Origin of the sequence: Psychromicrobium lacuslunae (assembly GCF_000950575.1) — a bacterium.
GTDB lineage: Bacteria > Actinomycetota > Actinomycetes > Actinomycetales > Micrococcaceae > Renibacterium > Renibacterium lacuslunae.
In genome coordinates, this window is record NZ_CP011005.1 from 2,781,971 (window position 1) to 2,802,717 (window position 20,747).

22 protein-coding genes are annotated in these 20,747 nt (G+C 58.9%); 11 read left to right on the top strand and 11 right to left on the bottom strand.

What is annotated here, in order from left to right; all coding sequences use genetic code 11:
- Positions 1 to 482: 482 nt before the first annotated feature.
- The gene (locus UM93_RS13065; RefSeq protein ID WP_045077428.1) at positions 483 to 749 is read right to left on the bottom strand and encodes a DUF7218 family protein; all 267 of its coding nucleotides are present in this window, start codon (positions 747 to 749) and stop codon (positions 483 to 485) included.
- A gap of 205 nt (positions 750 to 954) precedes the next feature.
- Here UM93_RS13065 and UM93_RS13070 point away from each other — a divergent pair, with 205 nt between their 5' ends.
- From UM93_RS13070 to UM93_RS13085, 4 genes are read left to right on the top strand one after another with little or no spacing between them, the layout of a single operon-like run.
- A complete protein-coding gene (locus tag UM93_RS13070; protein WP_045075989.1) occupies positions 955 to 1,221 on the top strand; it encodes a GlsB/YeaQ/YmgE family stress response membrane protein in 267 nt (88 codons plus the stop codon).
- Positions 1,222 to 1,280: 59 nt separating this feature from the next.
- Complete coding sequence (locus UM93_RS13075; RefSeq protein WP_045075990.1) at positions 1,281 to 2,174, top strand: SDR family oxidoreductase; 894 nt, start codon at positions 1,281 to 1,283, stop codon at positions 2,172 to 2,174.
- Between the two features lie 19 nt (positions 2,175 to 2,193).
- Entirely contained in the window at positions 2,194 to 2,712 is a 519-nt protein-coding gene (locus UM93_RS13080; protein WP_045075991.1) for a DUF6328 family protein, read from the top strand.
- A gap of 22 nt (positions 2,713 to 2,734) precedes the next feature.
- Positions 2,735 to 3,685, top strand: coding sequence for a DNA topoisomerase IB (locus tag UM93_RS13085; protein ID WP_052663792.1), 951 nt, complete (start codon positions 2,735 to 2,737; stop codon positions 3,683 to 3,685).
- 12 nt (positions 3,686 to 3,697) lie between these two features.
- Here the strand turns inward: UM93_RS13085 and UM93_RS13090 are convergent, their stop codons facing one another.
- The gene (locus tag UM93_RS13090) at positions 3,698 to 4,219 is read right to left on the bottom strand and encodes a MarR family winged helix-turn-helix transcriptional regulator (RefSeq protein WP_082057149.1); all 522 of its coding nucleotides are present in this window, start codon (positions 4,217 to 4,219) and stop codon (positions 3,698 to 3,700) included.
- A gap of 519 nt (positions 4,220 to 4,738) precedes the next feature.
- Between UM93_RS13090 and UM93_RS13100 the strand changes: the two genes are divergently transcribed.
- Positions 4,739 to 6,661, top strand: coding sequence for an FAD-binding monooxygenase (locus UM93_RS13100; protein ID WP_045075994.1), 1,923 nt, complete (start codon positions 4,739 to 4,741; stop codon positions 6,659 to 6,661).
- Here the strand turns inward: UM93_RS13100 and UM93_RS13105 are convergent.
- Positions 6,658 to 8,562, bottom strand: coding sequence for a siderophore-interacting protein (locus UM93_RS13105; RefSeq protein ID WP_045075995.1), 1,905 nt, complete (start codon positions 8,560 to 8,562; stop codon positions 6,658 to 6,660). The genes UM93_RS13100 and UM93_RS13105 overlap by 4 nt on opposite strands.
- 3 nt (positions 8,563 to 8,565) lie before the next feature.
- A complete protein-coding gene (locus UM93_RS13110; protein WP_199921752.1) occupies positions 8,566 to 9,585 on the bottom strand; it encodes a Fe2+-enterobactin ABC transporter substrate-binding protein in 1,020 nt (339 codons plus the stop codon).
- Positions 9,586 to 9,723: 138 nt separating this feature from the next.
- Between UM93_RS13110 and UM93_RS13115 the strand changes: the two genes are divergently transcribed.
- The 3 genes from UM93_RS13115 to UM93_RS13125 are packed head-to-tail and all read left to right on the top strand — an operon-like array spanning position 9,724 to position 12,610.
- A complete protein-coding gene (locus UM93_RS13115; protein ID WP_082057150.1) occupies positions 9,724 to 10,788 on the top strand; it encodes an iron chelate uptake ABC transporter family permease subunit in 1,065 nt (354 codons plus the stop codon).
- A gap of 5 nt (positions 10,789 to 10,793) precedes the next feature.
- The gene (locus UM93_RS13120) at positions 10,794 to 11,825 is read left to right on the top strand and encodes a FecCD family ABC transporter permease (RefSeq protein WP_234399314.1); all 1,032 of its coding nucleotides are present in this window, start codon (positions 10,794 to 10,796) and stop codon (positions 11,823 to 11,825) included.
- Positions 11,822 to 12,610, top strand: a complete 789-nt coding sequence (locus UM93_RS13125; protein WP_045075998.1) for an ABC transporter ATP-binding protein — start codon at positions 11,822 to 11,824, stop codon at positions 12,608 to 12,610. Before UM93_RS13120 ends, UM93_RS13125 begins: the two co-directional genes overlap by 4 nt.
- 75 nt (positions 12,611 to 12,685) lie before the next feature.
- On the opposite strand, the gene UM93_RS13130 is transcribed toward UM93_RS13125, so the two are convergent.
- Positions 12,686 to 13,216, bottom strand: coding sequence for a hypothetical protein (locus UM93_RS13130; protein WP_045075999.1), 531 nt, complete (start codon positions 13,214 to 13,216; stop codon positions 12,686 to 12,688).
- A gap of 81 nt (positions 13,217 to 13,297) precedes the next feature.
- On the opposite strand from UM93_RS13130, the gene UM93_RS13135 reads away from it, so the two are divergent.
- Positions 13,298 to 13,984 carry a DNA alkylation repair protein gene (locus UM93_RS13135; protein ID WP_045076000.1) on the top strand — a complete coding sequence of 229 codons (687 nt, stop codon included), beginning with the start codon at positions 13,298 to 13,300 and terminating at the stop codon, positions 13,982 to 13,984.
- A gap of 98 nt (positions 13,985 to 14,082) precedes the next feature.
- On the opposite strand, the gene UM93_RS13140 is transcribed toward UM93_RS13135, so the two are convergent.
- The 3 genes from UM93_RS13140 to UM93_RS13150 all read right to left on the bottom strand — a co-directional run bounded on the left by UM93_RS13140 (position 14,083) and on the right by UM93_RS13150 (position 16,616).
- A complete protein-coding gene (locus UM93_RS13140; protein ID WP_045076002.1) occupies positions 14,083 to 14,658 on the bottom strand; it encodes a phosphotransferase-like protein in 576 nt (191 codons plus the stop codon).
- A gap of 37 nt (positions 14,659 to 14,695) precedes the next feature.
- The gene (locus UM93_RS13145; RefSeq protein WP_045076004.1) at positions 14,696 to 15,415 is read right to left on the bottom strand and encodes an ABC transporter ATP-binding protein; all 720 of its coding nucleotides are present in this window, start codon (positions 15,413 to 15,415) and stop codon (positions 14,696 to 14,698) included.
- A 76-nt stretch (positions 15,416 to 15,491) separates the two neighbouring features.
- Positions 15,492 to 16,616 (bottom strand): ABC transporter permease, encoded by a 1,125-nt coding sequence (locus tag UM93_RS13150; protein ID WP_045076005.1) that lies wholly within the window; start codon positions 16,614 to 16,616, stop codon positions 15,492 to 15,494.
- Positions 16,617 to 16,765: 149 nt separating this feature from the next.
- Between UM93_RS13150 and UM93_RS13155 the strand changes: the two genes are divergently transcribed.
- Complete coding sequence (locus UM93_RS13155; protein ID WP_422784940.1) at positions 16,766 to 18,076, top strand: sensor histidine kinase; 1,311 nt, start codon at positions 16,766 to 16,768, stop codon at positions 18,074 to 18,076.
- Between the two features lie 7 nt (positions 18,077 to 18,083).
- A complete protein-coding gene (locus tag UM93_RS13160; protein ID WP_045076006.1) occupies positions 18,084 to 18,734 on the top strand; it encodes a response regulator in 651 nt (216 codons plus the stop codon).
- A 65-nt stretch (positions 18,735 to 18,799) separates the two neighbouring features.
- On the opposite strand, the gene UM93_RS13165 is transcribed toward UM93_RS13160, so the two are convergent.
- The 3 genes from UM93_RS13165 to UM93_RS13175 form a co-directional block, all read right to left on the bottom strand.
- Positions 18,800 to 19,423: a DUF305 domain-containing protein gene (locus UM93_RS13165; protein WP_045076007.1), complete on the bottom strand. Its 624-nt coding sequence runs from the start codon at positions 19,421 to 19,423 to the stop codon at positions 18,800 to 18,802.
- A gap of 162 nt (positions 19,424 to 19,585) precedes the next feature.
- Positions 19,586 to 20,032 (bottom strand): hypothetical protein, encoded by a 447-nt coding sequence (locus tag UM93_RS13170; protein ID WP_045076008.1) that lies wholly within the window; start codon positions 20,030 to 20,032, stop codon positions 19,586 to 19,588.
- 78 nt (positions 20,033 to 20,110) lie between these two features.
- The gene (locus tag UM93_RS13175) at positions 20,111 to 20,704 is read right to left on the bottom strand and encodes an XRE family transcriptional regulator (RefSeq protein ID WP_045076009.1); all 594 of its coding nucleotides are present in this window, start codon (positions 20,702 to 20,704) and stop codon (positions 20,111 to 20,113) included.
- Positions 20,705 to 20,747 lie beyond the last annotated feature (43 nt).

Sequence of the window (20,747 nt, forward strand, 5' to 3'; positions counted from 1 at the left end):
GTCAGCCCGGCATTCCCATGAAATAGTTCAGCTCTACTTGGAATCCGCAGCGGCAGCGTAAAATTTCGAATCCGCTCAGTCCCGACTCTGTTGACTCAGCTAATGACTGGCCTGCTTTAAGAGCCTCCCCACAGTGCGCCAGAGTAGTACCGCGTAAGTCCCGCAACGGCACATCACCCAGAAAGATCTGACGCAAATCCGTCCGGTCAATGGTTTCGGTATAAACGCAATCGCATTTCAGGCAACTGTACTCAATGTGCGCCAATGAGTGGTCAGTTCGGTAGAGCAGGATACTTTCGACCATCAGAGCTGCTGTGGCCCCGCAGGTTGAGCAACTAATCGCCGTCGGCTTGATTTCCCGCTTAGCGCTGTCTCGCTCGTCGTGATTCCTGGTTCTATCGATCACATGCACGACAACTCCTATGTAGGTAGCGAGACTAGCTAACTATATTCAACGCTACCCAAGAAGGATTGTCTAGATTTCAGGAATTGCGGAGCGCCTCGATCAGCTCGGTCTTTCGCTGCGAAGAATAGCCCTTCAGACCAAGTTCTTTGGCGCGTTTTCGAAGCTCAGTAACTGTCCAATCTTCATAGTCACCGGCCTCGCCTCCGCGTCTGCCAATGACCCCTCGCCCCTCCTTGGCCGCCGCATTGGAGATCCTGGCAGCTTTCTGTTTAGAGGCACCTTCCTCGCGTAGCTTCTCGTAGAGCTCCTCATCCTTGAGGGATGGGTTCTTCTTCGCTGGCATCAGATCACCCTCCATATTCGGGATCGCGAGAACTTCTCTGATCTTGCCCTGACTTACCCTTCCAGCCTCGTTGACTTAAGGTCGCTAGTCAAGCTACCTTTCTGAGGAACATAATCGCTAATGATGTTGCTATTTTGGCAACCGGCCGTAGAAAGCTGCCGAAGCCACCGCAACATCAACAGAAAACATCGCTAAGGAGTTTCTCATGGGTTTTATCGGATGGATCGTACTCGGTTTGATTGTCGGCGTGATCGTCAAGGCCATCATGCCGGGCAAGGTCGGCGGCGGCTGGATCACCAGCCTGATCCTTGGCGTAGTCGGGGCAATCGTCGGCGGCTGGATCGGTAACCTGCTCTTCAACTCCGGCAAGATGGAATTCTGGAACCTCGGCTCCTGGATCTTGGCCATCGTTGGCGGCCTAGTGGTTGCGGGGATCTACGGAGCCATTACCGGTCGGAAGGCAAATAGCTAGAAAGCCGGAAAAGTAGCTAGAACAATAGCTACGACTCACATGCGGAGGGGAGAACCTCAATGGCTGATCAGTACACTTTTCAGAATCCGGTAACCCGGTATCCAAAGGTTTCACCACCCGAGCAACACCAGCCTGAACCCGGTCTGGATGCTCGCCTAGATCCACGCGCGGATCTAGGCGAGCAATCCTATCGCGGTACCGGCAGACTGCAGGGCCGGAAGGCAATCGTCACCGGCGCCGACTCCGGCATCGGCGCAGCCACTGCTATTGCCTTTGCTCGGGAAGGTGCCGATGTGGTGCTTTGCTATCTGCCCGACGAAGCAGAAGACGCCGAGCGGATCGCCACCCTAGTCGAGGAGGCGGGCCAACGCGCGGTGCCCTTCCCGGCGGACCTCAAAGACCCCGAGCAATGTCGAGAGCTGGTGAAGACCGCCGTTGAACAACTGGGTGGTCTGGATATTCTGGTGAACAACGCTGGAAAGCAGATCTCTGTGCAGAACCTCGGGGACCTGCCCAGCGAACAATTCGATGAAACGTTGAAGACGAACCTCTACGCAATGTACTGGCTATGCCAAGCGGCGCTGCCGCATTTGCCCGCCGGCTCGACGATCATTAATACCACCTCGATTCAGGCCTATAAGCCCTCGGCCCATCTGCTGGATTACGCACTCACCAAGGCCGGTATTAATAACTTCACCAAAGGCCTGGCCCAGCAATTGGCGCCTCAGGGTATCAGGGTCAATGCCGTTGCCCCTGGACCAATTTGGACACCGCTGCAAGTCAGTGACGGTCAGCCCAAAGAGGCATTACCGGAGTTCGGTCACGATACTCCGCTCGGCCGCGCCGGTCAGCCGGCCGAGGTGGCGCCTTGCTTTGTCTTCTTGGCCTCTGCCGAATCCAGCTATGTCGTCGGCGAGACCCTCAATGTCAATGGCGGGACCCCCTCGCCTTAATTCATCAGCAGGGGAGTCCATGAGCGGCGAGCGAACCGAACAACCTCACGAGGGGCTGACGGACCAGCGGCATGAAAGCGGCGATGAGAAGTCCGATCGAAATTGGCTTGAGCTGCTGCAAGAGCTTCGAGTTTTACAGACCGGGGTGCAAATTATCGGCGGCTTCTTGCTGACCTTGCCGTTTCAATCGAAGTTTTCGGAATTGGATAGCGCTGGCCGAACGCTTTATCTTTCGCTCGTCGTGATCGCTGCACTCGCTACCGCATTAACCTTGATGCCGGTAGCGGTGCATCGTCGACTCTTCCGGCATCACCGAAAACTCGCGGTAGTGAAAACGGCAGATCTGACCGAAAAAGTCGTACTGGGCGCTCTTGGTCTGCTGATTGCTGGCGGCCTCGGCCTGGTCTTCACCTTGGTTCTTGGCGACATTGCGGGCTGGGTAAGTTTGGGGATTTTCGCCCTCTTCCTGATGCTGCTTTTAATCGTGGTGCCCTTCTCTTTTCAACGCCAATCCCGCACCACCCTGCAACGTGACTGAGAAATCATCAGGAGGCGCGCGGGTGAAGCAACGACTGACCACGGCTGACCTTGAAACACCGGGTATTCAACGGATCAAGCGCGGACGAGGCTTCGAATACCGGGATGCGCAACGCGGCACTCTCGATAAAGCGACCAAGGAACGCATTCGCGCCTTGGTGATCCCACCGGCCTGGCGCGAAGTCTGGATTTCGCCGCTTGCCACCGACCACATTCAAGCGGTCGGCACTGATGACGCTGAGCGCCGACAGTATCTCTACCATCCCGATTACCTCAAACAAGGAAGCCGAAAAAAGTTTCGGCGAGCGCGCAAGCTCGGTCACCGAATTAACCGGCTGCGCCGCGTCCTGCGACAAGAATTGCGTCAAGGGGACGATGACCAGCTCCGGGCGCTGGCACTCGCGGTGTTATTAGTCGATTATGCCCATATCCGGATCGGCAACCGTGCCTACGCCAAGAATCACGGCACTTTCGGGGTGACCACACTGCGGTGTGAACACCTGAGCATCCAGGACGGCACGGTAATCCTTGATTTCCCCGGCAAATCCGGGCAGCGCTGGCACCTAAAAATTAAAGATCAAGAGCTTGCAGCTCAACTCTCCCGGTTAGCGCAAGGCAGCCCCCGGGAATCCCTCATCGCCTATCAAGGAAAAGAAGGTCGCACTCCACTCAGTCCAGATGAAGTCAACAAGCACATCAAAGACTTGGCGGGCAGACGCTTCAGCGCCAAGGACTTCCGTACCTGGCAAGGCACGATGACCGCGGCACGTACCCTGCGAAGCGCGGACAGCGACGACGAAGCAGCGTGGGCGAAGGCGACTCAACAGGTCGCTTCAGTGCTGAACAATACGGTGGCGGTGGCTGCCTCCGCTTATATCGATCCGGGTTTGCGGAAGCTACATCGCCAAGGCAGCCTGCAGTCCAAACACCGATTGACCGATGCCTGGCTCGCTCAAGCGCTTAGTGGGCACTAGTAACTAACTGATTCAAGCCTTCTGCGACAAGGCGCCGTCTTGGATCGAACTGATCATTGCCTCAAGAAATCGCTTCACGGTTTGTAAATCCCGCTCGCTGAATTCAGAAGCGGCCTGCAAGATATGGTCAACGCGACTAAGTAATGCTGGCTGCATCGCCGTACGAGCTGCCGCGGAGGCCCTAAGATATTGACCGCGCCGATCCTTGGGATGCGGCTCACGTTGCACATAGCCTGCTGCTTCCAGGCGTTTGATCAGCGTCGTCGTCGATGCTGAGGTAATGCCGAGGTGAGCCCCTAAAGCACTCGGACTGACCGGCTCGTCCCGATCAGCCGCTACTAGCAAAAAACGTAACGCCGCCAGGTCCTTATCCCCGATATGAAGCTGCTGCCTGGTCTGCTCAGCCACGGCAAGATCAGCGAGCTTGAATTCGCGCAATAGGTCTAGCACTGCGAGGGGCAGTTCGTCCTGCTTCTCGCTCCACATACTGTGGATGATTTCGAGCGCCATATTTCCCCCAACAGTCCTAAACATCTAACCATTGACTCAAGGTAGCTAGACAAGCTACCTTTCTTTTATCCATATATCTTACCGGACTTCCAGCACGCTTCGAAGCATCAGGACAGCAAATTTCGAATTTTTGAGACGCTGCGGCATAAAGAGAAGGCACCCCATGAGCACCCATCAAAGTCGCGAACAGCAAGAACTGGCGGTCCTCAAAGAGAGCCTGCGGACCGCCCACGCCGCTAAACGACGCAGACAACAACCCAGTCGAACCCGGACCGCCAAACAGAGCTCGGATGAAAGCCGGGAGACGCCACTAGAGGCTCCCGAAAACTGGGAACCAAGGATTGGAAGCTAAACACCCTTAGCGCACTGCCGCGAACCATAACACCAACGCCCCGTCGGCCCATAAGAGCTGGCACCCTTGAGCCAGCCAGCCGAATCGACTACGATCTGTTCAACAGTAGAACGACGTGTTCTAATATCGAACAATATGTTCTGGCAGGCTCTCAACCGAGCCTCGACATCGGCGTCGGAAGGGTCAGCCTCATGCAATTCCACCATCACGGCTACGTTTCGGGTGATCCCCGGGTGCAAAACGCTGCCGCCGAGGGCCTGCACCGCCCCGATGAGCTCCCTGAGCAGATGGACTTGCTGATTGTCGGCTCGGGTCCGGCCGGCATGCTGCTAGCCGCTCAGTTATCCCAATTCCCGGAAGTCAACACGCGGATTATTGAGCGTCGCGAAGGACGTCTGCCGCTAGGTCAGGCGGACGGCATCCAACCGCGTAGCGTGGAAACTTTCCAGGCCTTTGGCTTTGCCGAACGGATCGTGGCCGAGGCCTACAATATCGGTTACATGAACTTCTGGACCCCGGACCCGCAACAGCCGGAAAACATTATCCGCACCGCGCGCACCGAAGACTACGCCTTCAAAATCAGCGAATTCCCGCACCTCATCGTGAACCAAGCCCGTGTGCTTGACTACTTCGCGGAGGCCGCTGCGGATGGCCCAGCCAGGATCGCACCAGATTATGGCGTCGAATTCCTTGGCCTCACGGTGCACTCGGAGGGCGAATATCCGGTTGAGGTGCGGTTTCGGTACACCACCGGCGAACGCCTCGGTCAGGAGCGCACGGTGCGCACCAAGTACGTCGCGGGCTGCGACGGCGCCCGCAGTGGGGTGCGGGAAGCTATCGGACGAAAGCATCTCGGCGCCGTTTCGTTGCATGCCTGGGGGGTGATGGATGTGCTCGTGAACACCGATTTCCCGGACTGGCGGACCAAATGCGCGATCAATTCCGAGGCCGGAAACATCCTTCACATTCCGCGCGAGGGCGGCTATCTCTGCCGGATGTATATCGACCTCGGTGAGGTTGCCGATGACGATAATCATCGCGTCCGGCAGACTCCGATTGAAGAAATCATCCGCAAGGCCAACGACATCCTGCACCCCTACACCCTTGACGTTAAAGAGGTCGCCTGGCATAGCGTCTACGAGGTTGGTCACCGGGTCACCGATAAGTTCGACAACGTGCCCGAAGGCTCGACCCAGTCGCCGCGGGTGTTTCTCACCGGCGATGCCTGCCATACGCACAGCGCCAAAGCCGGTCAGGGCATGAATGTCTCAATGCAGGACGGTTTTAACCTGGGCTGGAAGCTCGGCCAGGTATTGACCGGGCGCAGCCCCGAGAACCTGCTAGCCAGCTACTCGGCTGAGCGGCAACCGGTGGCGCAGCAACTCATTGACTTTGACCGCGAATGGTCTTCCCTGATGGCGCGCAAACCGGAAGAGATCTCCGACCCGCAAGAACTGGCCAACTACTACCTGGCGACCGCCGAATTCCCCTCCGGCTTTATGACTCAGTACGGACCTTCAAGCATCATCGGCAGTGCGACCCACCAGTCTTTGGCCGAGGGATTCCCACTGGGCAAGCGATTCAAATCAGCCGAGGTGGTCCGCGTCTGCGACGGCAATGCGGTTCATCTGGGCCACCATGCTAAGGCCGACGGCCGCTGGCGTATTTACGCCTTCGCCGACGCCCCGACCGCTGGACAAAGCTCAAAGCTGGCTGAGCTTGCCGAATGGCTGGGTTCGGCAGAGTCACCGATCCACCGATTCACCCCAGCAGAGGCTGATATTGACGCCATCTTCGATCTCAAGGTGATCTACCAACAAGCCTACGAAGAGGTCGAAATCCCGCTGGTGCCCGACATCTTCCTACCTAAAACCGGGCCACTCGGACTAACCGACTGGGAGAAGATCTATGCCGCGGCTCCCAGCGCCTGGACGACAAGCAATATTTTCGCCGAACGAGGCATCTCCCACGATGGTGCCATCGTGGTGGTGCGACCCGATCAGTACGTGGCCGCGGTGCTGCCGCTGAACGCCCGAGGTGAGCTGACCGATTTCTTCGCGCAGTCCTTCCTGGAGCGCCGGAACCTCAGCGATTCGGCTCCCCATCGGCCCTAAGCACGCAACAGTTCAAAGACCTCAATATCCCACCCCAGTGCTTCGCTCCTGCTGATCGTCCACCCGGCCTGGGCGGCAAGCGCACCGAATTCGGCAGGGCCGCGCCCGCCGGAGGCGGTGCGCACCTCCCGGAACACCAGCTGCTGTCGGCCGTTGGGACTTAAGCCATCTGGCCGCAGCCCCTCGATCACTAATAGGCGTCTGGTGTGTTCGGCGTAGTGCTGTAGGCGGGTGAGAAGCTCGGCATCGCTAAACAGTGACAGCTCCAGCACACTGACGATCAATTCGGCAGGCTGCCAACGAGCACTGAAGCCAATCGGACCGCCCGGCTGCGCACCCTGATCGACCGTGCTGTGGCGAGGACTCTGGCTCAGATCAGCACGGAAGGCTTCCAGGAAGATCGGCTCCTCAGTGACCGACCAGCTGATCGACGGCTCAGCCAACTGCAAGTCCGCAGCCAGGGCGGCACTACCTGGACCGGTCAACGTCACCCGCTTCAAGCCGTGCCACAGACCGAGTGGTAGCAAACTGGCGGAAACGAATCTGATCCGTTCCGCCTCCTCCACCAACTCGGCGGCAATCTCCTCGCTCTGCAAAGCCTGCTGCCGCAAGGTCTGGCCGTGGTGGGCTGACCAAGCCGAGATTCCCTCCCTGAGTGCCGGACCTAGTTCCTGCATGGCAAGCACTGTCTGCGCGTAGAAACCTTCATATTTCTCGCGTTCATGCTCATCTTCCACCAGCTCTTCGGCATAGCGGCCCAGATTGAGGATGGACTCCACGCCGGGCGCTGAACCGTCCACCGCTGAGCTCAGCAGCACACCATCCTGCTCCAACTGATCGAACAGCACGGCTAAGCGGGGCAGCGGCACGCCGAGCGTCTCGGCGAGTTTTGTCCGGCTCAGCCCGGCTGGTGCGTCGGCGAGCGCGTCCAGCATGCCGAGCTGCAAAGCAGCGCGCAGCACAAACCAGCCAAGCGGCGATGCGGGTTCCCCGTGACCGCTGGTGGCTCCGGCCACCAGCGGTACACTGGGAGCCTCGCCCTGCTCAGCAGGCGCTGCGGCGACGGACTGCCCCGAAGCCGAGGGCTGGACTTCCTCCTCTTGATGCCAGTAGCCGGTGATATTGATATGGGAGGGCGGCAACTCTAGAATTTTCCGCGCGAAACGACGCAGTCCAAGCAGAGTGCGGCTTTCCCCGGCGGCCCAGAAATACCCGGTTCCGGCTGGCGCTGGCTGAGCGCGCACCGCGGTCTCGATCAGCTCTCGATCCGTCGCCGAACCGTGTAACCAGAGCACTTCGTCCTGCGGGCCAAGATTCAGCTCTTGCTCAGAGGATTCGGTGGGCACCACGATAATCGCTCGAACCGCAGCCTGACTGGGCCGCTCAGCCAGGAACCTGGCGATCGCGGGCAGCGCAGTCTCGTCGCCCACCAGCCAGATCCAGTCCAAGTCATCCGGCAGCAGTGTCGTGGACTTCGGGCCAACCAACCAGACATCGCTGCCGGGCTTAGTGCCAAGCGCCCATTGCGCGGCCGGCCCGTCGCCGTGCAGTACGAAGTCCAGGTCCAGCTCACCGAGTTCTGGGTCGAAGCGGCGCGGCGTGTAGTCCCTGGTCTGCCGATGCTCGGAGACCGGCCAGTCGATCCCTCCGGACTGCTGAACCGGCAACACCCCGAGTTCGGGCTGACTACCCTCAACTACGGTAGAGCCAAAGATCAGTTTGACGTGATCATCGAAACCAGCCGAGTCAAAGGCCGCGAGCCGCAGGCCATCTCGTTCCCGGACGGCCAGCTCCTCGCCGCCGAGGGTGACCCGCAGCATGGTCTCAGAAACTTTGGTGCTGCGCAGTACCGAGAGGTTACGCAGCACCAAAGGGTAGGTGCGAAGTTCGTGATGTGCCATGGCTCAGCTGAAATACTTTTGGAGCTGGTCAAGCAATGCCATCGACTCGTCATAGTCACCGCGCACCACCCAGTAAGGCAGTTGGTACATCCGGTTCGCGGTAACGGCCGGCAACTTGGAATACGGCGATTTAGCCTTCAGCTCGTCCAGCTTAAAGGTGTCTCGGTTGAAGCCCATCACGAAGACGGTCGGCATGGTCAGGTACTTAGTAATCTGCTCCGGGGAAAGCTTGAACATATCGCCGCCCTTGGTGTAGGGCTCGAATTTGTACTGCTGATAGAGCGGTGCGGGCTTGAATCCCAGTTCCTGCAATTCGATCGGCAGTCCCTGGTCTTCCATCAGCACATAGGGCTTTGCATCGGCGGTGATCGAAAGGTAGCTGACCGGCCCGGGTGGTAGCGTGATGGCTGCTTTCACCTCCTGCTTGCGCTTTTGGTAGGCATCCAGGTGATGCTGGTAGAGGTCTGGCTGGCCGAAGACATCGGTGGCCAGGAACTTCAGCTGTTCTTGCCAGGTGGTGTATTTCTTATTGACCATCACAGTCGGCGCAATATCAGTTAGCTGCTGGTAAACATCGCTCGCCTGCGCATAGGGGAATCCCATACCGCCAGCAATGATCAAATCTGGTTTGGCGGCCAGGATAGCTTCCAAATCGAAACCGCTGGACCCCCAGGGCAGGAAGCTGGTTCCAGCCTTCTCGGCGTCTGCTTTCCAGAATTCGGCGAATTGCGGGTCCTTGGCATCGGTGAATTCCGGGGTCATTGCCTTGACCGGGGCGCCAAGATCGTAAAGATAACCAGCCAAAGCAAAGTTCAGCAACACCACCCGCTCGGGTTTGACGGGTATTGAGACATCACCCTTTTCGGTCTTGACGACACGCTGCGATCCCTCGCTAGCGGCAGTACCGCCCTGGGAAGCGGAGGAACAACCGGTCAGCAAAGTGACGAATGCTAACAGTGCGGCGAGAAAGCCTAGCAGCATTCGGCGCGATGCATGGCGAGGCGCAAGGACAGAGGCAGGCACAGAGACTCCCTGAGGCAGAAAATTGATTACTTAGCTTAGCCTAAGCTAAGTTTGAACTGTGCACAAAACTACTTTTATCGAACTGCTGCGAGTAGCCCGATCGGCCCAACATCCTCAGTTAGTAGGGACTGTGTTGGCATGAGTGGCCTCGCGAACTCATTGCAGAGTTCGGTGAATGTCCCGGAGGAACCAGGCTTGGGCTCAGCTCCAGAGCGGCAACGTCGCTGGTACGGCTTGGTCATCGCTCTTTCGCTGCTGGCATTGATCGGCCTCAGCAGCTTGCTGATCGGTTCGGGCTGGGTGCCCTTTGACCGGGTCTGGCAAGTGCTGCTGGCTCCTGATGATTCGATGGAGAGCACAATCGTCTGGGACTTCCGAGTCCCCCGGACGCTACTCGGCCTGCTGGTGGGCAGCGCAATGGGCGTGGCCGGAGCACTTATTCAAGCGCTAACCCGTAACCCCTTAGCCGATCCAGGCATCCTCGGCGTCAACGCCGGGGCGGCTTTCACCGTCACCCTGGGGGTCGCTGTCTTCGGTATCACCCAGATCTCCACCTACCTTTGGTTCGCACTGCTCGGGGCCGTGTTGACTACCCTGGCGGTGTACCGGGTAGCAGCCCGAGGTCGGGGCGGGCCAACACCCGTCCGGTTGACCTTAGTCGGCATTGCCGTCGCCGCAGTACTGAGCGGAATCTCCAACACCCTGGCACTGATTGACCCGAACACCTTCGACCGAATGCGTTATTGGGGTGCCGGGACCATTGCGGACCGGCCCGCGGGCACCATTCTCGCCGTGTTGCCCTTCATCGTCGGTGGGCTGGTTCTCAGCGCCCTGCTGGCCAGACCACTTAATGCGATGGCGCTGGGGGAAGAGCTTGCCACTTCCTTCGGTACAAGCATCCTCCGAACCCGGCTTGGCTGCATCGTCGCCATCACCCTGCTTTGCGGTGCAGGAACCGCAGCGGCCGGACCAATTAGCTTCATCGGTCTGATGGTGCCTCATCTGGTGCGCTGGTTCACTGGGCCCGATCAGCGCTGGATCCTGGCCCTCACCGCCCTGGCCGCCCCAGCCCTGCTACTACTCGCCGATCTGCTTGGCCGGGTGATGCAACAGGGCGAACTTCAGGTCGGCATCGTCACAGCTCTGATCGGTGCGCCGGTACTGATCCTGCTCGTCCGTCGGCGCCGGCTGAGCGAACTATGAGCGCGGTGGGATCACCAAAAGTATTGCGATTCAGGGGCCTGAGTCTGCTCTGGTCGAGCCGGTCAATGATCCTGCTCGCGGTTTTCGCGCTGCTAATCCTCGGCTTCGCAATGCTCGGCCTGACCCTCGGCAAGGCCGGGCTCGGGCTCGACCAGGTCTGGGCGGCGATCACCGGGGAGTCCAGCGCGATGATCCGGAAGGTAGTGCTCGAATGGCGGGCACCGCGCATTGTGGCGGCAGTGCTCTTTGGCGCGGCCCTGGGGATCAGCGGCACCCTCTTCCAATCCCTGGTTCGTAATCCGCTCGCCAGTCCGGACATTATCGGCTTCAATACCGGCGCCTTCACCGGCGTCATTGTCGTGATGTTGTTGGGGGGCAGCAGCTTCGCTGCCATGTCCCTCGGGGCACTATCCGGCGGCTTACTGACCGCCGCGGTGATCTACGTGCTGGCTTTCCGGCGCGGGGTGCGTGGCTTCCGCTTCATCATTGTCGGCATTGCCGCGAGCGCCTTCCTCTCCTCGCTCAATACCTGGTTCTCGGTCAATGTTGACCTCGATACCGCATTGCGCGCTGCTTCCTGGGGTGCTGGCACACTCCAGCTGGTCAGCTGGGAGCAGCTACTGCTCTCTAGCCTAGTGATCTTGCTGATCAGCATGTTCTTACCGCTGATTTCACGATGGTTACGGCAGCTTCAAATGGGTGACGAGGTGGCCGCGATGGCTGGCGTTCCGGTGGAGAAAGCGAAGGTGGTGATCATTGTGATCGGCGTCGCGCTGACCGCTGTAGTTACCGCAGCCGCCGGACCGATTGCCTTTGTCGCCTTAGTCGCACCGCATATCGCTCGCCGACTCTGGCGGCAGCACAGTGCACTCGGCTTGCTTGGTTCGGCGGCGGTCGGCGCCTTACTCCTGCTGGTCTCCGATCTGCTGGCTCAACACGCGCTCAGCGGAGTGACCCTCCCCGTGGGCGCGGTCACCATCTGCCTGGGTGGTTTATACCTGGTCTGGCTCCCACTACGAGAGGTTGAGCGAAAGTGACGCATACCATCACCGCCACCCGCCTTGCCGCGCAAGGCCTGTCCGTCGGCTACGATGACACCCCGATCATTGAAGACCTCGATCTACGCATTCTGGAGGGCGAGCTAACAGTTATTGTGGGTCCAAATGCCTGCGGTAAATCAACGCTGCTCAAAACACTCGCTCGGGTACTCCGGCCGGGTCGGGGCAGTGTGCTGCTGGACGGCCAAAGCATCCATTCGCTGCCGCGTCGCGAGGTGGCGAAAACCCTGGGTTTCCTGCCGCAGACCGCGACATCTCCGGAAGGTATCACGGTCGGCGATCTGGTCGCCCGTGGCCGCTACCCGCATCAATCGGTATTCTCCCAGTGGTCGAAACAAGATCAGGCAGCGGTCGAGCAGGCACTTGCCGACACCGGGACCACGCAGCTGCGTCACCGCTATGTCGATGAACTTTCGGGCGGCCAACGACAGCGTGTCTGGATTGCGATGGCCCTGGCTCAGCAAACTCCGCTAATTCTGCTCGACGAGCCAACCACCTTTCTCGATATGGCCTATCAAATCGAACTGCTCGACCTGATCCGCGAACTACAGCGACAGGGCCGGACGGTAGTGGCGGTGCTACACGAGCTCAATCTGGCCGCTCGTTACGCAACCCGGATCGTGATGATGAAGGCCGGACGCATCGAGGCCCAGGGCACCCCCGCCGAAGTGCTGAACGCAGAGCGCTTACTCAGCACCTTTGGCCTCAACGCCCGGGTCATCCCAGACCCCGACGACGGCACTCCGGTGATCTTGCCGCGCTGAGCGAGGCAACCTCAGCCGGCTTCATTAAAGCGCACATCAGGTAGTCCGATGACGCTAATCCCATGCGCCCTCCCACTAGTGAACAGAATGTCCGAAGGCCCGCTTCCGCAATCGGCTTCTTCGCACCGCACCGGCAATCAACGAGGCGATGGCACTCAGCAGAATTGGCAATAAAACAGCCAAAATTAGCAGCATCATGAGCGACAAACTGAAATCTGGCATCAGCGCGCCGCCGAAAATATACAAGGGGAAGAACAGCACTAAGAGGATCAACGACAGCCACGACAGACCGGGTAACTCACGGATCGCAAGCCACGCTATTGTGAAAAACAGGGCGGCTGACCAACAGAATACGCCAAGCAGCCAGCGGAACAGGCCCTGCATTTCCGTTGGCAGGTAGCGCGGCATCGAGCCCGGCGCATTAGCTAACTCGATATTTCCGCTGAGTAGACCGAAGCCAAGAACTAAGAGACCCAGTCCCAGCAGAAGGCTGATCACGCCAAGTACTTTCATCCTATTTTCCTCGGATTTTTCTCCGGTTTTCCTCAGGTTTTCCTCAGACGCCTTGAAAGCGGCGAGCTGAAATGAGAACTCGACTCCGAGCATACTGGAATAACGCGGTCCGGCATGGGAGTCGCCACCGAAAGCCTCGTAAACTAGACCTAACGGAATGGACGGGGGCCGGAAGTGGTACAGACACCTCTTATTGAGACAACGGTATCGGAGCTATTGGCTGAGCTGGCTGCGCTCGAAGACCCAAGGGCTCGCGCGGTGAACGAAAAGCACGGCGACGACCATGGCATTAACCTTGGCAAGCTGCGGGCCATAGCCAAGCGACTTAAGACCCAGCAGGAGTTAGCCCAGGAACTCTGGCAAACCGACAACACCGGTGCCAGACTCTTGGCGCTACTGATTTGCCGACCAAAGTCTTTTAGTGCCGAGGAACTCGACACCATGTTGCGCCAGGCCCGCGCGCCCAAAGTGCATGACTGGCTGGTGAACTATGTGGTGAAGAAGAACCAGCACGTCGAGGACCTGAGACTGAGCTGGTTCAATGATTCAGATCCAGTGGTGGCCAGCGCAGGCTGGGCATTGACCGCCGAGCGAGTGGTGAAGAACCCCGAAGGCCTCGACCTGTCTGGCCTCCTGGATACCATCGAGACCGAGATGAAGGACGCCTCGGACCGCCTGCAATGGGCGATGAATAACTGCCTGGCGCAAATTGGCATTGGCTATCCCGAGTACCGTCAGCGGGCTATCGATATCGGTGAGCGACTGGAGGTGCTGAAAGACTATCCAACGCCGCCAAACTGCACTTCGCCCTTCGCGCCGATCTGGATCAATGAGATAGTGCGTCGCCAAGAAAATCCCTGAGCCGCCACGGGTAAGCCAGACACTCCTCCTCGCCCCCACCCCAAACAACCCATCCCTCCGCCGCCGAGTGTCGAGATATGGGGGCTTATTCTGAGGTTTTAAGCCCCATATCTCGACACTCGAGGTGCTACCAGGGCACGAGTGGAGGCTTCGCGCTGGATCGCATCCGCGGTTTCCTCCGCGCTGAGTTCCGAGGTGTCGAAGTACCAGCCGCAGTCGGCAAATTCCGCTTTCATTTCTGCGCGTAGCTCGGCAAAACCATAGTGAACTCGCTCCTGCGCTTGGCGATCGGCGTTACGCTGAGTGGCAACCTCTATTGACGGCGCCAAAGTCACCAGTAGCACCGGCCGGGGGCGGAGTAGGCTGAGCATCAAATTCAGCACGCCACGATTTGGCAACACATGATCGAGCACGGGATAGAAGCCAAATTCCGAAAAGTTATTGGCCAGCGCGCAAATATTATGCGCCCGGAGTAATAGCTGACGTTCAGCCTCCGCCCTGGGTTCCGCGTTCACCGCGACGCCGCCGGAGACAATCATCGGACTCACGTCGTCGCCTTTGACATGCGCCGAGCGGGTCATCCGCTCGCAAAGCAAACGCGCCACCGTGGACTTTCCGGCCGCCGGCGTGCCGGAGAGGATCAAACACCCAGCGTTATCAAAATGACTAAACATCTCACCTAGTTTTCTCGATCAGCTATCTCGGACAGCACTAAACCAGTCGCTGCACACCCGTCGAGCGTCGAGGGTGGTTGGGTTCTAATTTACCGTCGCGCATGCTGGCTACTGTATCGCTCAGCGGCACGAACTCGGTGTCATGAGTGACCATTACGGTGGCTACCTCGAATTCCTTGGTCAGCCGAACCAACAACCTCACAATTGACTCGCTGCGCTGGTGATCCAGGGCAGCTGTCGGCTCATCGACCAAGAGCAGCCGCGGGCTCCCCATCAGCGCACGAGCAATATTTACCCGCTGCCGTTGGCCGCCGGAAAGTTGGTGTGGAAACTTGCGCATGCTGTCACCAAGCCCGACGAGTTCGAGCAGTTTAACCGCCTTGCTAGCAGAGGCTTTCGCGGATTTGCCGCGCAAGCGATCAGCAATCACCAACTGCTCCACGGCAGTGAGGGAAGTGATCAGGTTGGGCTGTTGAAAAATAATCCCGACCTTCTCCCGACGTAGCCCACTGAGCTCCCGCTCGGCAAGCGCGGCGGCACTGACGCCGTCAATCACTACGGTTCCGCGACTAGGCTTTATCAGTGTGGCTGCGACCGCCAAAAGGCTAGACTTCCCAGAGCCTGAAGGTCCAATCAGGGCGCACATCTGACCTTTTTGAACAGCTAGGTTAACAGCGTCCAAAGCGATCACCTGCCCGTCGCCATCCGGGTATGCCAAGGTGATATCGATGAGTTCAAGAGCCAGGTTTACTGACATCTATTTTCCTTTCACTGGGACTTCGAGTGAGACCTCGACAGGACGCGATGAAACTTACCTGCTGACTCATGCCGATTTAGTTGCCGCCAAGCGCAATTAAGGGATCAATCCTGGTGACCTGCCCTACTGCGAAACCGGCACCGAGCAATCCGAGCAAGATAACCCCCAGCATTGGCAGCAGTGTGCTGCCAGCGTTCAGTGAGAAGGGCGCGGCCTGAGCTGCAAGTAAGCCGCCCAAGGCGCCAACTCCAGTGCCAATCCCAGCCCCCACCAGCAAAACTACTGCTGCCTGCGCGATAGCATCGCGGAGCAAATATCCGCTAGAAGCGCCGATCGCCTTAAGTACCGCAATATCGCGGGTCCGCTGAATGGTCCACACAGTCAGAAAAGCAATGATCACCAACGCAGAGATACCGTAGAGAAAGGCCTGCATCAGCAGGAGCGAACCGTTCTCGCTTCGATACGAGCTCAGCGCCTGAAAAGAGCCCGTGCGCGAAGTACTCACCGTACCGGCCTGTGAGTTCATCGCGGTCTCGTCAACGCTGGTGTCCGGCCGGTAGCTAACCGCTGCCACGGTGCCGACCTTGCCAGCATCGAGGTGCGCGATTTCTCGCCAGCTAGCCAACGGTAGCCAGACCACACTGGTATGCGAGTACCACTGATCGGGTACTATCGCGGCAACTGACAGTTCTTTCCCGGCGATCAGGACCTTGTCCCCCACCGCGAGCGCAAGCTGCTTTGCCAAACCTTGCCCGATCACCACGGTGTCCGAACCGAAACCCACCGGCGCCAGCCCGCCCGTCGGCGATACTCCGAAAAGCGCTACGTTGCCGGTGCCAGCCCCGTTGCCGGTTTGTGCCGTCTGAAGACGAGCCTGACTAATCCCCAATGCTTCGACCGAGGACACCCCTGGCGCACTTCGCCAGTGCGCTAGCTGGGCCGAACTCACTTCGCTCTCGGTGAAGGACGCTTTCGCTTCGGCACCAGCAGGAGCACCGAAAACAATCGAATCCACCGCTCGAGATGTCTGCCCGTCACCCTCGGCAGTGCCGAGCTTACTCAATGCGGACGTCGACTGATCAGCGAGTCCGGCGGTCAGGCCAGAGAGCATCACGAGCAGCAGCGTGATCAGAGCAACTACCCCGCCCATCAGGACAAAACGACCCTTGGCAAAACGAATATCCCGGATGGCGAGAAACACGATGTCCTTCTTTCGCTCAGAAGCAGCGGCCGATCGGCCCTTTTTCCACTCTCCCGCGCTATCGGCACGCCGACATCGTGGACTTGGTCGATCTCTCTATCAACCATTCGGTTGATCCGGCCCAGCTAAGCACCGGTTAAACTGAGCAAGTGCCCGCCACCAAGCTTCCCGGCAGCATCGGGACGAAAAAATCAGCCGCTGAGCCAGCTGCAGCGACGCCGACGCTCACCATTTTGCGTGTATTGCGGGTGACGCTGCACGTGGGCTTCGCAGCGCTGCTCGCCATTGCTGTCTTTCGACTACTGAACAAAGAGGGACAGCCCCTTCGCTACCTCTTGCTCGGACTCGCCCTGCTCTTGGCCTGCGTTTACCTGTTTGGCACGGTGCGCGAGAAACGTTTTGCCGCCGCCGAGACGCAATCTGATCCGAGGCGCTATAGCTGGCTTTGGCTGACTGTGATCACCACGCTGTGGGCTCTATTGCTGATCGGGAATGCTGATTTCAGTTGGCTCGCTTTCCCGCTGTTCTTCCTGCACCTGCATTTACTGCCGCGAGCGCTCGCATTGCTCAGCATCTCGCTCATTACTGTTGGCGTCATCGCCGCCCAGTGGGGCGCCAGTGGGCTGCCGATGCCGCAGCTCGCCATGGTTTTAGGGCCACTCTTCGGCGCTGCATTCTCGGTGGTCACCGGAGTGGCGTACCGAGCGCTCTATCGCGAAGCAGAAAGCCAGCGCCGAGCGGCCGATGAACTGCGGCGCACCCGGGCTGAACTCGTAGCCTCCCAACGCCAGGCTGGAGCGCTGGCAGAGCGAGAGCGGCTTGCCAGAGAAATCCATGACACCCTGGCCCAGGGCTTTTCGAGTATTGTTCTGGTGGCCCGCGCGGTCGAGCAGTCGTTGGCGACCGATGATAGTGACACCGCCCTTGACCGACTCAGGTTGATCGGCCAAACCGCAGCGGAGAATCTAGCTGAAGCCCGGAATTTTGTTCGCGAGTTATCTTCACCGCAATTGCTCAATAGCTCTCTGCTGGAGGCCCTGCACCGGCTGACTCGACAAATCGAAACCAGCGCCGCTGCCCGAGGCCAGCAGTTGAACTGTATTCTCGAAACCGATGGAACGCCGCTAGAACTGCCGCAGGCCTATCAAGTGACGCTGTTGCGCGCTGCCCAAGCCAGCCTTGGCAATGTGATCGAGCATGCACAGGCTCGGCGGGCGGTGCTTACCTTGGCGTTTCAGGACAATGAAGTCACCATGGATGTCTATGATGACGGCATCGGCTTCGACGCCGCTGCGCCCGCAGCTGTCGGCCGGGCCAACGGCACTGGTTTCGGCATTCACTCGGTTCGGGAACGTGTAATAGCGCTAGGCGGTGCTTTCGCCCTGGAATCTGCATCCGGTGGAGGCACCGTGGTAGCGATCCGGCTAGGCCTGAAAAAGCATATCGAAGAGGCTCGATAGGGTGGGAATGACTGATATCGGCGTTCTGTTGGTCGACGACCACCCAGTGGTTCGCGCCGGATTACGCGCCATGCTGAGCGGTTTCGACGGCGTCAGCGTGCTCGCCGAAGCCGCCGATGGTGATGCCGCACTTCAGGAATTACACCGGCTGGCCGCGTTGGGCGAAAAAGTGCAGCTGGTTCTGATGGACCTGCAGATGGGCGACGGCCTGGACGGGGTAGCCACGACAGCGAAGATTCGCCGACTCGCGCAACCTCCGGCCGTATTGATCCTGACCACCTACGACACCGACGCCGATATTCTAGCTGCGGTAGAAGCCGGGGCAAGCGGCTACCTACTCAAAGACGCGCCACCCGAGCAGATCTTGTCGGCGGTGCTGGCAGCTGCCGCCGGGCAGAGTGCGCTTACTCCGCGAGTCAGCGCACTCCTGATCGAACGAATTAGCAATCCGAGCATCAGCCTAACGAATCGAGAGGTTCAGCTGCTTGAGTTGCTCTCGACCGGTCTATCGAACAGAGCAATTGCGCAGCGAGTATTTATCTCCGAGGCAACAGTGAAAACCCATTTGGTACATATTTACGACAAGCTCGGCGTAGACAATCGAACGGCGGCAATAGCGGTAGCGACTCAACGACGAATCATTCGCGGCTCTCAATAGGCTGGTTTGCGGAGCGGGCAGCAAACAGCACCGCTCCGCAAACACTCATCGAGCCTGTTTGTAGGTCAAAGCTCGCCGAGCAGCTTGTTCATCTGATCTATTTCTGGCTGTTGATTCTTCATGATGCCCTGCGCAAGCTGCACCGCCTCGGCGTTCTGACCGTTCTGCTGTTCGGCCTTCGCCGATTCCAGCGCACCCTGATGGTGCGCGATCATCTGGGTCAGAAACAGTCTGTCTGCGGCAGTTCCATTCGTCGCGGCAAGCTTCTTGAGCTCAGCCGCGGACATCATCCCGGGCATTGGCATTTCGGCCGCCATCGTTTCGGCTTCGCCCCAGCTTGCCAGCATTGACTTCATCTTCTCGATCTCCGGCCCCTGGGCGAGTTTAATCGCGGCGGCCAAATCTCTTATTCGCTGGCTGGTCCCCTTCTTGGCAAGCATCGTGTTACTCATTTCCACCGCCTGCTGATGATGCACGATCATCATCTGCGCAAACATGGTGTCGGCGGCATTGTGCTGCCCGGCCTGGGCAGTGCCGGTGCCCGTGCTCATCGAAGCCGAGCTAGTCGCTGGCGTTGAGGCGCCGTGATCCATGCCGGGCATGGAGCCGCCACCGGTAGCTGTCGAACAACCAGCAAGAAATGCTGTTAGCAGCAGGCCAGCAGATATCTGGGTAATTTTTCGTTTCATCGTTCTTCCTTCTCAAAAGTCGTCTGGACGTCATTCCCCACCTGCCCAATGACAGGCGTACTGGCGGCAGAAGCCTCGGTAACCCAGGATCGAGTAACCCGGGTTTTAGTAGCCCGGGTTTTAGCAACCGAGTGCGGCCAGAATGTGCTGAACGGCGCCGGTTTATCTACGACTAATGGAAAGCTGCAATAACGACGGCGGGTGAGCCGGACGCCCCTGCGCGGGAAGTGAAATCTCATCGAGCCGTTCAATGCCGAGGGTTAGTCCCAGTTCGCAAGGTTGCGGTTCAGTGAGCTGCCAGCCCGGGGTTGGCAGCGGCGCGCAGGAGGCCGCCATTGAGTGGTCTCCGGCATCGGGATCAGGACAGCAGACCGCTTGGCTGGTCTCGGCCGGGCTCGAGGCGGCGTGATGCGCCATTCCGGCAGAACCACTTTTGATCACTCCACTATCCGGCTGATGCAAAGCCACGCCGGAAGAAATTGCTATTGGGCTAGGTCCCATCGACACGGAATGCATCGCCAGCAAGCCCAGACTTAGTGTCAGGATCAGGAACAGCAGCAAGCAGCCGCGGCGAGACGGAGCGGGCCGGTTGGAGCCTTCGAGCTGCATCGTCCTTGAAACACCCGCCTCATTCCTGTCCCGCCGACTGACCCTCCTAAAAATACCCCAAGAGGGTATATATCTCAATTAGGAATCTACTTCAGAATCGGTCAACGAGCCGTGCAGATGCGCCCTCTCACCGTCGCTACTCAAAATAGTTAGAATCTCCACTGGCCCTTCATGGGCGCCAATGGCGTGGGGTGTCATGGTAGAAAACTCGGCAGCATTCCCAGCCTCCACCAGCATGGTGCGCTCCCCCAGCCTGAGCTCGGCGGTGCCCGAAAGCACAATGAACCAGTCTCGCCCCGGGTGCACGCCAAGCTCCGTTGCTTTGGTAACCGGTGTGCTGATCCGCATTTTGGCAATTGACATCTGGAAGGGGTTTCGCTCTCGCGCCAATGACCAAATGGTGGTGCCCAGCTGCTCGACCCGCCGCGGACGAATCACCACGTCATTTCCGTCAGAGGATTCAATCAACTGATCGACAGTCACCTCTAGCGCTTTGGCAATCGGCAGCAACTGATCCAGCGCGATCCTGCGCGAACCGGTTTCGATCCTGCTTAGATTTGAAGGACTCAAGAAAGTCCGTTCCGCCAGGGCATCAAGCGACCAGCCTCGGGCCAACCGGAGCACTCGAATTCGCCGCCTCACCAAGGAATCAATATCCACATCTTGCTCCATAAGCAATATGATATGCGATTTGAGCAATACGCTTCTAGGCTTG